The following is a 12,283-nucleotide window of genomic DNA, read 5'->3' on the forward strand; positions in this document are numbered from 1 at the left end:
GGGCCGAGCGGCGTGCTCAGGCACTGCCCGCCGGGTGGGCCGGGTGCAGCAGGCTGCTGTCGATGATCACGCCGGCAGCCTGGGCGTCCTCCTCGGCGCGGCGGGCCTGGGCCTCGTACAGCCGCCAGTAGGCGCCCTGTTTTTCCATGAGTTCGTCGTGCGGCCCCACTTCCACCACCTCGCCGCGGTCCATCACCACCAGGCGGTCGGCCTTGCGCAGGGTGGACAGGCGGTGGGCGATGGCGATGGTGGTACGGCCCTGCACCAGGTTGTCCAGGGCTTTCTGGATTTCCTTCTCGGTCTCGGTGTCCACGGCCGAGGTGGCTTCGTCCAGGATCAGGATGCGCGGATCGATCAGCAGCGCGCGCGCAATGCTGATGCGCTGGCGCTCGCCGCCCGACAGGCCCTGGCCGCGCTCGCCCACCAGCGAGTCGTAGCCATGGGGCAGCCGCAGGATGAATTCGTGCGCGTGGGCTGCGCGGGCGGCCGCCACGATCTCCTCGCGCGTGGCCTCGGGCTTGCCGTAGGCGATGTTCTCGGCAATGGTGCCGAAGAACAGGAAGGGCTCCTGCAGCACCAGGCCGATGTGGCGACGGTAGTCGGCCACGGCAAAGCGGCGGATGTCCACGCCATCGACCTGGATGGAGCCGTCGCTCACGTCGTAGAAGCGGCTGATCAGGTTCACCAGGGTGCTCTTGCCCGAGCCGCTGTGGCCCACCAGGCCGATCATCTCGCCGGGGCGGATGTCCAACTCCAACCCCTTGATGACCGAGCGGCTGCCGTAGCGGAAACCCACGTTGCGCATGGCGATGGCGCCCTGCACCTTGTCCACCTTGACCGGCTGGGCCGGGTCGGGCACGTTGCTCACGTGGTCCAGGATGTCGAAAATGCGCTTGGCACCGGCTGCCGCCTTCTGCGTGACCGAGACGATGCGACTCATGGAGTCGAGCCGGCTGTAGAAGCGCCCGATGTAGGCGATGAAGGCGGTGAGCACCCCCACCGTGATCTGGTTGCGCGAGACCAGCCAGATGCCGAAGCCCCAGACCACAAGCAGGCCGATCTCGGTGAGCAGCGACACCGTGGGAGTGAACAGCGACCAGGTCTTGTTGAGCTTGTCGTTGACCTCCAGGTTGTGCTGGTTGGCATCGCGAAAGCGCTGGGCCTCGCGCTTTTCCTGGGCGAAGGCCTTGACCACGCGGATGCCGGGGATGGTGTCGGCCAGCACGTTGGTCACCTCGGACCAGACGCGGTCGATCTTCTCGAAACCGGTGCGCAGGCGGTCGCGCACGGTGTGGATCATCCAGGCGATGAAGGGCAGCGGCACCAGGGTGACCAGCGCCAGCCAGGGGTTGATGGAGAACAGGATGGCCGCCGTCATCATGATCATGAGCACGTCGGTCACGAAATCCAGGGCGTGCAACGAAAGGAACACGTTGATGCGGTCCGTCTCCGAGCCGATGCGCGCCATCAGGTCGCCGGTGCGCTTGCCGCCGAAATAGTCGAGCGACAGGCGCAGCAGGTGCTCATAGGTGGTGGTGCGCAAGTCGGCGCCGATGCGCTCGGACACCAGCGCCAGGATGTAGGTGCGCGCCCAGGAGAGGCCCCAGGCGGCCAGGGCCGACGCCAGAAGCCCGCTCAGGTACAGCAGCACCAGGCTGGGCTCGATCTTCTGCCCGTTCTGGAACGGGATCAGGATGTCGTCCATCAGCGGAATGGTGAGGTAGGGCGGCACCAGTGTGGCCGCCGTGGAGGCCAGTGTCAGGCAAAAGCCCGCTGCCAGTTGCTTGCGGTAGGGCCGGGCAAAACGCCACAGGCGCAGCAGCACCCAGGTGGAGGTCTGCGGCGGCTGGGCGCGTGCGCAGGCGGGGCACTCTTCGGTATCCGGGGGCAGTGGCGCGTGGCACTGGGGACAACTGGCCTCGTCCGCTTCGCCGGAGCCTGCGGCCTGCTCGAAGCGCTGCACCAGGCGCAGCGCCTGGGCATGCTGGCCCAGCGTGAAGCGCCACAGCGCCAGGCGCGCATCGGCATCGTGCAATTCCAGGGCGCCGATGCCCCCGTGGTCGTGCATGCGCAGCGCCAGGCCCGGGGCGCGCGTCCAGGCCCGCCAGGCGCTGGTCCCGGGATCGCAGGCCAGCAGGCGCTCGGAAGTCACCACCACCCAGCCCGTGGCGAAGCGCAATTCGGCACTCAGGTCAACCTGTAACGTGGCCAGCACGTTCTCTTGGGAAGCGAGCATGGCCCGCAGATCGGCCCCCTGGGGGCCGGAAAAGACACCGGAGGCGTCCACAGAATGGTGATGTTGCATGTTGGATTGGTATTTGCGCCCCTGGCAGCCAGCGGTCACCGATTGCGCCACAGCGCGAATTCTCCCCGATACTGCACGCAAGGACGCCAAGGCATCCACCTGTAACGTCTGCGACTGCCCCTTGGCTGACAGCCGCTGCTGCCATCCGAGTGGAGCACAATGTTCCCCCATATTCTCGTTGTCCTCCCCCGCACAGCCCCGAAAGGCCGGAACCCCCTACCCGCTGCAATCCATGGCGAAATTCAACGACATCCAACTGCTTCGCATCAACTACCTGCGTGGACCCAATATCTGGACCTACCGGCCCGTGCTGGAGGTCTGGCTGGACCTGGACGTGCTGGAAGACCACCCCTCCCACACCCTGCCCGGCCTGAACGACCGCCTGACGGCCTGGCTGCCGGCCCTCATCGAGCACCACTGCGGCGTGGGCGAGCGCGGCGGCTTCCTGCAGCGCCTGCAGGAAGGCACCTGGTGCGGCCACGTGCTGGAACACATCGTGATCGAGCTGCTCAACCTGGCCGGCATGCCCACGGGCTTTGGCCAGACGCGCAGCACCTCGCAGCGCGGCGTGTACCGCATGGTGTTCCGGGCGCGTGACGAGCAGGTGGCGCGCATCGCACTGGCCCAGGGCCACCGGCTGCTGATGTCGGCCATCAACGACGAGCCCTTCGACGTGGCTGCCGCCGTGGCGCGCGTGCGCACCGAGGTGGACGACCAGTACCTGGGCCCCAGCACGGCCTGCATCGTCACGGCCGCCACCGACCGCAGCATCCCTCACATCCGCCTGAACGACGGCAACCTGGTGCAGCTGGGCTACGGCGCCAGCCAGCGCCGCATCTGGACGGCGGAGACCGAATTCACCAGCGCCATCGCCGAAGGCATCGCCAGCGACAAGGACCTGACCAAGGGCCTGCTCAAGGCCTGCGGCGTGCCCATCCCCGATGGCCAGGTGGTCAACAGCCCCGCAGAAGCCTGGGAAGCGGCGCAGGACATCGGCCTGCCCGTCGTGGTCAAGCCCTCGGACGGCAACCATGGCCGCGGCGTGACGCTGGACCTGAGCAAGCAGGCAGACATCGAGGCGGCCTACCACGTGGCCTACCCCGAGGGCAGCGACGTGATGGTCGAAAGCTTCATCCCCGGCGACGAGCACCGCCTGCTGGTGGTGGGTGGCAAGGTGGTGGCCGCCGCGCGCGGCGAGGTGGTCAGCATCACCGGCAACGGCCGCTCCACGGTCAAGGAGCTGATCGACACCCAGCTCAACTCCGACCCGCGCCGCGGCTACGAGGAGGAGTACCCGCTCGAGATCATCGACCTGGCCACCGACACCAAGGTGCAGCTGGAACTCAAGCGCCAGGACCTGGACGCGGGCTCCGTGCCTGCTGCGGGCCGGACCATCGTGGTGCAACGCAATGGCAACGTGGCCGTGGACTGCACCGACGACGTACACCCCGAGGTCGCCTACATCGCCCAGCTCGCCGCCAAGGTGGTGGGCCTGGATATCGCGGGCATCGACATGGTGGCGCTCGACATCTCCAAGCCGCTGCACGCGCAGGGTGGCGCCATCGTCGAAGTGAACGCCGGCCCCGGCCTGCTGATGCACCTCAAACCCGCCGTGGGCGCCCCCCGCCCCGTGGGCCAGGCCATCGTGGAGCACCTGTTCCCGGCCGAGGACCATGCCGAAGGAACGGCCGGCCGCATCCCCGTGGTGGGCGTGGCCGGTACGCGCAACACCGCCACCATCGCCCGCCTCGTGGCCTGGCTGCTGCACCTGGGCGGCCGCCACACCGGCGTGGCCTGCCGCGACGGCCTGTTCCTGGACCGCCGCCACGTGGACACCACCGACAGCGCCCACTGGGAGGCCGCCCACCGCCTGCTGATGAACCAGATGGTGCAGGCTGCCGTGATCGAGAACGACGCGCGCACCATCCTGCGCGACGGCCTGGCCTACGACCGCTGCAAGGTGGGCGTGGTCACCGACATGGACGGCGTGGCCACCCTGGCCGAGTTCGACGTGCACGAGCAGGACCAGATGACCAAGGTGCTGCGCACCCAGGTGGACGTGGTGCTCGCCGACGGTGCCGCCGTGCTCAACGCCGCCGAGGCCCAGGTGGTGGACATGGCCCGTCTGTGCGACGGCGACGTAGTGCTGTATGCGCAGGACCACGCGCTGCCCGCGATCACCGAGCACCGCGCCAAGGACAACGGCCGCGCCGTAGTGGTGAAGAACGGCCGCGTGGTGCTGGCCACCGGCAGCGCCGAGCATGTGCTGGGCACCCTGGCCGAGCTGACCTTCGGCCGCAACGGCGTAGTGCCCGATACCGAAGCCCTGCTGGCTGCCGTGGGCGCCGCCTGGGCCCTGGACATCGCCCCCGACCTGATCGGCGCCGGCATCAAGACCTTCGAGCCAGACCTGCCGCCGCCACCCGGTCTGCGCAGCTGACTTCACCACCGAACACCGCGATGACACCGGGGCCCGCCCGCCCCGACGGACACTGAGAAAGAGAATTTCCATGGATGTATCCCGCACCCGGGCCCTGCGTGGCCCCAACCTCTGGAGCCGCCATATGGCCATCGAGGCCGTGGTGGCCTGCGACGAGAGCGAGCGCGCCATCCGCCGGATGGACGGGTTCGAAGCGCGACTGCGCGCCCTCTTCCCCGCCATCGGTGCATTGCACCCCGAGGGCGGCGATGGCGACATCTCGTTGGCCCACGTGCTGCAGATCGCGGCGCTGGCCCTGCAGGCCCAGGCTGGCTGCCCCGTGACCTTTGCGCGCACCACGGCCACCACCGATGCCGGTGTCTACCAGGTGGTGGTGGAGTACAGCGAGGAGGCCGTGGGCCGCCAGGCCTTCGAGGACGCGCAGAAACTGATCCAGGCCGCACTGGGCCAGGGCACGTTCGATGCCGACAAGACCGTGGCCGCCCTGCGCGAGCTCGACGAAGACGAGCGCCTGGGCCCGAGTACCGGCTCCATCGTGGACGCCGCCGTCGCACGCGGCATTCCCTACCGGCGTCTCACACGCGGCAGCCTGGTGCAGTTCGGCTGGGGTTCCAAGCAGCGCCGCATCCAGGCCGCCGAGATCGACTCCACCAGCGCCGTGGCCGAATCCATCGGCCAGGACAAAGACCTGACCAAGCGCCTGCTGCATGCGGCCGGCGTGCCCGTGCCCCTGGGCAAGCCCGTGGAAAGCCTGGACGAGGCCTGGGAAGTGGCCCTGAAGGTGGGCCTGCCGGTGGTGGTCAAGCCGCAGGACGGCAACCAGGGCAAGGGTGTGACGGTGAACATCACCGACCGTGCCCAGCTCGACGCGGCCTACCGCAATGCGGCCGAGTACGGCACGGTGATGGTCGAGCGCTTTCTGCCGGGCCACGACTTTCGCCTGCTGGTGGTGGGCGACCAGCTCGTCGCTGCCGCGCGCCGCGAGCCGCCCCAGGTACTGGGCGATGGCCAGCACACCGTGCGTGAGCTGGTCGAGCAGGTCAACCTCGACCCGCGCCGTGGCGAAGGCCATGCCACCTCGCTGACCAAGATCCGCCTGGACGAGATCGCCGTGGCGCGCCTGGCGGCCCAGGACCTGACGCCCGATTCCGTGCCGCCCAAGGGCCAGCGCGTGATCCTGCGCAACAACGCCAACCTGTCCACCGGCGGCACCGCCACCGACGTGACAGACGACGTGCACCCCGAGGTGGCGGCGCGCGCGATTGCCGCCGCCCAGATGGTCGGCCTGCACATCTGCGGCGTGGACATGGTCGCCGAGACCGTGCTGCGCCCGCTGGAAGAGCAAGGCGGCGGCTTCGTGGAAGTGAACGCCGCGCCCGGCCTGCGCATGCACCTGGCGCCCTCGTACGGCAAGCCGCGCAATGTGGGCCAGGCCATGGTGGACCGCCTGTACGCCCATGGCGACGATGGCCGCATCCCGACAGTGGCCGTCACGGGCACCAACGGCAAGACCACCACGGCGCGCCTGATCTCCCACCTGTTCACGGCCCAGGGCCTGCGCGTGGGCATGACCAACACCGACGGCGTGTACGTCAACGGCCGCCAGATCGACAGCGGCGACTGCAGCGGCCCCAAGAGCGCGCGCAACGTGCTGCTGCACCCCGAGGTGGATGCGGCCGTGTTCGAGACCGCACGCGGCGGCATCCTGCGCGAGGGCCTGGGCTTTGACCGCTGCCAGGTGGCCGTGGTTACCAACATCGGCGCGGGCGACCACCTGGGGCTGAACTACATCACCACGGTGGAAGACCTGGCCGTGCTCAAGCGCGTGATCGTGCAGAACGTGGCCACCGACGGCTATGGCGTGCTCAATGCCGCCGACCCCATCGTGGCGGCCATGGCACCGGCCTGCCCGGGCAAGATCATCTTCTTCGCGGCCGACCGCCACCACCCCGTAATGGCCACGCACCGCGCCCAGGGCAACCGCACTGTGTACGTGGACGGCGACTCCATCGTGGCCTCCGAAGGCTCGTGGCGCGAAACCATCCACCTGCGCGACGTGCCCATCACGCGCAACGGCCGCATCGGCTTCCAGGTGGAGAACGTGATGGCCTCGGTGGCCGCCGCCTGGGGCGCCGGCCTGCCATGGCAGACCATCCGCCGCGGCCTGTCGGGCTTCGTCAACGACAGCGACAACGCGCCGGGCCGCTTCAACATCATGGACCACAACGGCGCCACGGTGATCGCCGACTACGGCCACAACCCCGACGCCATGCGCGCCCTGGTGGCCGCCGTGGACGCCCTGCCCGGCAAGCGCCGCAGCGTGGTCATCAGCGGTGCCGGCGACCGGCGCGACGAGGACATCCGCGAGCAGACCGTGATCCTGGGCGCCGCCTTCGATGACGTGATCCTGTACCAGGACGCCGCCCAGCGCGGCCGGGGCGATGGCGAAGTGATGGCCCTGTTGCGCGAGGGCCTGGCCGGCGCGGCACGCACCACGCATGTGGAAGAGATCCGCGGCGAGTTCATCGCCATCGACACGGCCCTTTCGCGCCTGCAGCCCGGCGATCTGTGCCTGGTGCTGGTCGACCAGGTCGAAGAAGCCCTGGCCCACCTGGCCAAGCGCTGCGCCGACGCCGGGGCCACGGCATGATGCGCACGACCCTGCGCATGGCGGCCCTGGCCACCCTCACGCTGCTGGCAGGCGCCGCCATGGCGGCGCCCGACAAGATCGGCACAGTGGACACGGCCTTCAAGCTGCTGGGCCGCGACCACGACATCATCGTCGAGGCCTACGACGACCCGGCCGTGGCGGGCGTGACCTGCTACGTTTCGCGCGCCCGCACGGGCGGCATCAAGGGATCGCTGGGCCTGGCCGAGGACCGCTCGGAAGCCTCGATCGCCTGCCGCCAGACAGGGCCGGTGAGCTTCCCCGCGCCGTTGCGCAAGCAGGAAGAGGTGTTCAGCGAGCGCCTGTCCATCCTGTTCAAGCGCCTGCGCGTGGTGCGCATGGTGGACCCGGCGCGCAACACGCTGGTCTACCTGACCTACTCAGAAAAGCTGGTGGACGGCTCGCCGCAGAACAGCGTGACGGCCGTGCCGGTGGACCGGGCGATGCCGATCCCGTTGAAGTGAATAAATAAGAAAGAAAGGGCGCTGCGGCGCCCTTTGTCATTCATGCTTTGCCAGATGCGATCTGCCGCAGCGCTTGCTCGAAGACTTCGGGCGGCTGGCCGCCCGAGATCAGGTGGCGGTCGTTGATGATGATGGCCGGCACCGAGTGGATGCCCTGCTGCAGGTAGAACTGCTCGCGCTCGCGCACCTCGTCGGCAAACCGGTCCGACGCCAGGATGGCACGGGCTTCGGCTTCGTCCAGGCCCACCCCGGCGGCCACGCGGGCCAGCACCTCGTGGTCGCCCGGGCTCTGGCCATCGGTGAAGTAGGCCTTGAACAAGGCGTTTTTCAGGGCGGGCTGCTTGTCGCCCTCTTTCTCGGCCCAGTGCAGCAGGCGGTGGGCGTCGAAGGTGTTGTAGATGCGGCTGCGCTGCGCCATGTTGAAGGTGAAGCCCAGCGCTGCACCGCGCGCGGCGATGGCGTCGCGGTTCTTCTGGCTCTGCTCGGGCGTGGCGCCGTACTTTTCGTGCAGGTGCTCGGCGATGTCCTGGCCCTCGGGCGCCATCTGGGGGTTGAGCTCGAAGGGCTGGAAGTGCAGGTCGAGCGCGACTTCGCCTTTCAGGCGCTCGGCCGCCTGCTCCAGCGACTTGAGGCCGATGATGCACCAGGGGCAGGAAACGTCGGAGACGAAATCGATCTTGAGGGCTGTGGTCATGCGGTCACCGGAACGTCAAATGGGATGGCCGACATCCTAGGACGATTGGCGCGCCCTTGCAGCGGTACGGCCATTGGCCACCCCGCAAGCCCCCACCGGCGCGATGGAAAAGCCCTTGTTTGCCACACTGCACACCTGTCCCGCCACCCATGGCTTCCTCAGGAGCCACGCCACCATGCAACTCGACCAGCAACAAGCCATCCTCACCATCGCCCTGTTCGCCGCCTTCGCCGATGGCCACAAGGGCGACAGCGAGCGCGAGGAGATCCGGCGCATCGCCCAATCGCTGGCGCAGGATGCACCGGCCATCGACTTGCCGCGCCTGTACCAGGACGTGCTGCTGCAACGCACCAGCGCCCAGGCCGCTGCCACCGCGCTGGCCGAGCCGGGCCTGCGCCAGCTGGCCTACGAAATGGCGGTCTGCGTCTGCGACGTGGACGGGCGCCAGACCGATTCCGAGCGCACCTTCCTGGCGCAGCTCAAGGGCTGGTTGCAGCTGGGCGAGGGCGACACCGCCGCCTTCGAGCAGCAGGCCGATGCCCTGGTGGAAGTGGCCGAGCGCGCAGCGCCCATCGCGCGCGGCATGGCACCGATGGCCGCAGGCGCGGCGGCCGCAGCGGCCGCGGCACTGCCGGTGCGCAACGTGGCGGAAGTCTCTGGCGCCGAACTGGACAAGAGCATCCTGAACTACGCGCTGCTGTGCGGCGCGCTGGAGCTGCTGCCGCAGTCCTGGGCGTCGATGGCCATCATCCCCATGCAGGTGAAGATGGTCTACGCCGTCGGCAAGGCCCATGGCGTGGAGCTGGACCAGGGCCACATCAAGGACTTCATCGCCGCGGCCGGTGTGGGCATGGCCTCGCAGTACATTGAGCAGTTCGGCCGCAAGCTGCTCGGCGGCCTGCTGGGCAAAGTGGCGGGCCGCACCATCGGCGGCATCGGCCAGGCGGCCACGGGCATGGCCTTTTCGTTCGCCACCACCTACGCCCTGGGCCAGGTGGCCAAACGCTACTACGCGGGCGGCCGGGTGATGAGCACGGCCATGCTGCGCGCGAGCTTCCAGAGCATGCTGGGCCCGGCCAAGGACCTGCAGACCCAGTACCTGCCGCAGATCCGCGAAAAGGCAGCGACCCTGGACGCCGCCAAGGTCATGTCCATGGTGCGCGGAGGCGCCTGATCGCCACCCGTGAGGTGATTCCGGTAGCCACTTCCCCCTTTTGCGCAGCCTGCAGCCCGTGCCAGAATCGGGCATGCCCCTGACACTGGACCCTGCCAACGCCATCGCACCCATGTCGCTGGACTCCCCTTCGGACAACGCCATGACCGCGCTGTACCGGGTGGCCCTGGGCCCGGTGAATGCCGAGCACTACCTGCCGGTCTTTGCGCGCTTCGACGACGCGGGGCGCACCACCACCACCTGGAACTGGCCAGCGGCGCTGTTCACGCTGAGCTGGCTGGTGTTTCGCCAGCTCTGGGGCGCGGCCCTGGTCTACGTGGCCGCGGCCGAGGGCCTGGCGCTGCTGGTGTTCGGACTGGGCCGGCAGTTCCTCAACTGGCCCCAGCCGGTCGAGTGGGGCATCCTGGCCGCCATCGCGCTGTTCAGCTGCGCGCTGCCAGGCCTGTTCGCCAACGCCGTGCTGCACACCGAGATCCGCAAGCGCATCGCCCGTGCCCTTTCGGTCTCGCGCACGGTGCCGGAGGCCGCCGCCTTGCTGGAGCGGCAGGCCAGCTCGCGCCAGCGGCTGAGCGGGGTGATCATTGCGCACGTGGTCCTGGTGGCCACGGCCGTGCTGGCCTACATGCTTTTCCCTCCCGGTACAGCGCCGGAACAGGGCAGCACCGCGGCCGCGAATACCTCGCCCCCTGCAGCCCCGGCATCCAACCCAACGTCCGGGCTGGCAGCCGTTTCGGTAGCGCGTGCGGCATCCACCGCAGCCTCGGCGGTGGCATCGGATACGGTATCGCCCCCCCGCGCTGCAGCGCCCACCCCGGCAGAAGAAGCCACCGCCCCAGTGGCCGTGGTGACGGCCCCCGCCGCAGCAACGCCCCCTTCCGCCCCGCGCGTTGCGGCCGCCCCCCCCACGCCGGCCCCGACGAAGACACCGGCACCGGTGTCGGCAGCCAGCCCGGCCAGCAGCACGGCCAAGGCTCCGACGGCGTCCGCAGCGCCAGCCCCGGCGGCTTCGAAGGCGGCCACACCTGCTGCGGCGCCTTTGCCCCCCAAGGCCATAGCCCCTGCGGCCACGGCCAGCAAGCCCGCGCCGGCAGTGGCCGCTTCGGCCGCCAAGGCCCGCGCCAGTGCCCCGGTGGCACCCGCTCCGCAGGCTGCTCCCGTGGCAGCAACGGCTGCCAGCAAGGCCTCCAGACCGGTACCGGCAGCGAAGGCCAGGCCGGCAGCAGCAGCAGCAGCATCGGAGCCAGCCTCGGCCGCCAGTGGCGCAGAGCCGCCCCTGGTGGGCAGTGCGCCGGGCTTTTACATCAACGTGGGCCTGTTCGCCGAAGAGGCCAATGCGCGCAAGACGCAGTCCCGCCTGCTCAACGAAGGCCTGCCGGCCTTTCGCCAGCCGCTGGAAAGCGCCAAAGGCTCTCGCATCCGCGTGCGCGTGGGCCCCTTCGACACCAAGGCCGAGGCCGACGCAGCGGCGCAGAACATCCGGGGCATGGGCCTGGACGCCGTGGTGTTCAAGAAGTAATACGGATTTGCCTTCAACCGTATAACGTCGTTGGTTCGCCTTGCCGTGCTACAGCACTGTCTGCGGCTCCCGCCTAGTTCTACGATCAAATGCAAATCCGTATAAGACCCTCAGGCCCAGCGGACGGGGCAAGGACAACCGGGCGTGGCCCCGCGTCCTACGCGCAAGCCTTCAGGCAGCCGACATCCAGGAATGGTTTCGGCACGTACTCTACAGTATCGACCCGTGTCTTCTGCAAAGTCTCTTTATGCCCATACCTTCGCCGACCACTGCGCACCAGCCCCCCTGTCACGGCCTGCGGCCCCGCTGGTGGACCCTTGCCGCCGTGGCGGCGGGCGCCCTGCTGCTCACGGGCTGCGCGCCCTGGCGCCTGATGACGGCGTCGGACCTGGCCAAGGCATCGCGTTCCTACACCGCCCAGCCGTCCCAGCCCGAGCGGCGCATCCTGGTGGTCGGCGACAGCACGGCGGTGGGGACTGGTGCGGCCCGCCCCGAGGACAGCCTGGCGGGGCGCATCGGCGCGGCGCACCCGCGCTGGCAGATCGACAACCTGGCCGCCAACGGCGCCAAGTTCGAGGATGTGCAGGCGCAACTGGAGCGTGCCAGTACGGGCTACGACCTGGTGCTGGTGCTGGCCGGTGGCAACGACGTGATCCGGCTGACTTCGGAGCAGGAGTTGCATGCCCACATGGAGCAGGTGATCCGCACCGCGAAGGCGCGCGGCAAGCAGGTGGTGCTGATGCCTTGCGGTAATGTGGGCCACGCGCCCCTCTTCATACCACCGGTCTCGTGGTTCATGGACAGCCGCTCCAAGCGCCTGCATGCCACCGCGCAGGCGGTGGCGCTGGAAAGCGGTGTGCGCTACATCCGCCTGCTCAAGCCGCGCGCTCAGGACCCCTTCGTGCAGCGCGCCGACGAACTCAATGCCGCCGACGGCCTGCACCCGAGCAGCGCGGGCTACCAGCAGTGGTACGAGGAACTGGTGCGGCAGGAAGGCTTGGCCAGCTTGACAGGCACGTAGG

General features: G+C 69.1%; 8 protein-coding genes. 6 read left to right on the forward strand and 2 right to left on the reverse strand.

Annotated elements, in window-relative coordinates; genetic code table 11:
• Nucleotides 1-16: 16 nt before the first annotated feature.
• Nucleotides 17-2,305 (reverse strand): ABC transporter ATP-binding protein, encoded by a 2,289-nt coding sequence (locus ACSQ3Y_RS29630; protein ID WP_057202462.1) that lies wholly within the window; start codon nt 2,303-2,305, stop codon nt 17-19.
• 232 nt (nt 2,306-2,537) lie between these two features.
• Between ACSQ3Y_RS29630 and ACSQ3Y_RS29635 the strand changes: the two genes are divergently transcribed.
• From ACSQ3Y_RS29635 to ACSQ3Y_RS29645, 3 genes are all read left to right on the forward strand, one after another.
• Nucleotides 2,538-4,745 (forward strand): cyanophycin synthetase, encoded by a 2,208-nt coding sequence (locus ACSQ3Y_RS29635; protein ID WP_057269054.1) that lies wholly within the window; start codon nt 2,538-2,540, stop codon nt 4,743-4,745.
• A 70-nt stretch (nt 4,746-4,815) separates the two neighbouring features.
• Complete coding sequence (gene cphA / locus ACSQ3Y_RS29640; protein WP_436179759.1) at nt 4,816-7,395, forward strand: cyanophycin synthetase; 2,580 nt, start codon at nt 4,816-4,818, stop codon at nt 7,393-7,395.
• Nucleotides 7,395-7,877, forward strand: a complete 483-nt coding sequence (locus ACSQ3Y_RS29645; RefSeq protein ID WP_436180188.1) for a CreA family protein — start codon at nt 7,395-7,397, stop codon at nt 7,875-7,877. The genes cphA and ACSQ3Y_RS29645 overlap by 1 nt, the downstream gene beginning before the upstream one ends.
• A gap of 40 nt (nt 7,878-7,917) precedes the next feature.
• Here ACSQ3Y_RS29645 and ACSQ3Y_RS29650 read toward each other — a convergent pair whose 3' ends face one another.
• Nucleotides 7,918-8,571, reverse strand: coding sequence for a DsbA family oxidoreductase (locus ACSQ3Y_RS29650; protein WP_436179760.1), 654 nt, complete (start codon nt 8,569-8,571; stop codon nt 7,918-7,920).
• 175 nt (nt 8,572-8,746) lie between these two features.
• Here ACSQ3Y_RS29650 and ACSQ3Y_RS29655 point away from each other — a divergent pair, with 175 nt between their 5' ends.
• From ACSQ3Y_RS29655 to ACSQ3Y_RS29665, 3 genes are all read left to right on the forward strand, one after another.
• Nucleotides 8,747-9,745: a YcjF family protein gene (locus ACSQ3Y_RS29655; protein WP_436179761.1), complete on the forward strand. Its 999-nt coding sequence runs from the start codon at nt 8,747-8,749 to the stop codon at nt 9,743-9,745.
• 73 nt (nt 9,746-9,818) lie between these two features.
• Entirely contained in the window at nt 9,819-11,261 is a 1,443-nt protein-coding gene (locus ACSQ3Y_RS29660) for an SPOR domain-containing protein (RefSeq protein ID WP_436179762.1), read from the forward strand.
• A gap of 247 nt (nt 11,262-11,508) precedes the next feature.
• The gene (locus ACSQ3Y_RS29665; RefSeq protein ID WP_057269057.1) at nt 11,509-12,282 is read left to right on the forward strand and encodes an SGNH/GDSL hydrolase family protein; all 774 of its coding nucleotides are present in this window, start codon (nt 11,509-11,511) and stop codon (nt 12,280-12,282) included.
• Nucleotide 12,283: the final 1 nt, after the last annotated feature.

Source organism: Acidovorax sp. LjRoot66 (genome assembly GCF_964253305.1).
Taxonomy (GTDB): domain Bacteria; phylum Pseudomonadota; class Gammaproteobacteria; order Burkholderiales; family Burkholderiaceae_C; genus Acidovorax.

Coding starts and splice junctions, on each gene's coding strand:
- ACSQ3Y_RS29660 (WP_436179762.1), top strand. CDS start 9,819: ATGCCCCTGACACTGGACCCTGCCAACGCCATCGCACCCATGTCGCTG.
- ACSQ3Y_RS29655 (WP_436179761.1), top strand. CDS start 8,747: ATGCAACTCGACCAGCAACAAGCCATCCTCACCATCGCCCTGTTCGCC.
- ACSQ3Y_RS29665 (WP_057269057.1), top strand. CDS start 11,509: ATGCCCATACCTTCGCCGACCACTGCGCACCAGCCCCCCTGTCACGGC.
- cphA (WP_436179759.1), top strand. CDS start 4,816: ATGGATGTATCCCGCACCCGGGCCCTGCGTGGCCCCAACCTCTGGAGC.
- ACSQ3Y_RS29645 (WP_436180188.1), top strand. CDS start 7,395: ATGCGCACGACCCTGCGCATGGCGGCCCTGGCCACCCTCACGCTGCTG.
- ACSQ3Y_RS29650 (WP_436179760.1), bottom strand. CDS start 8,571: ATGACCACAGCCCTCAAGATCGATTTCGTCTCCGACGTTTCCTGCCCC.
- ACSQ3Y_RS29635 (WP_057269054.1), top strand. CDS start 2,538: ATGGCGAAATTCAACGACATCCAACTGCTTCGCATCAACTACCTGCGT.
- ACSQ3Y_RS29630 (WP_057202462.1), bottom strand. CDS start 2,305: ATGCAACATCACCATTCTGTGGACGCCTCCGGTGTCTTTTCCGGCCCC.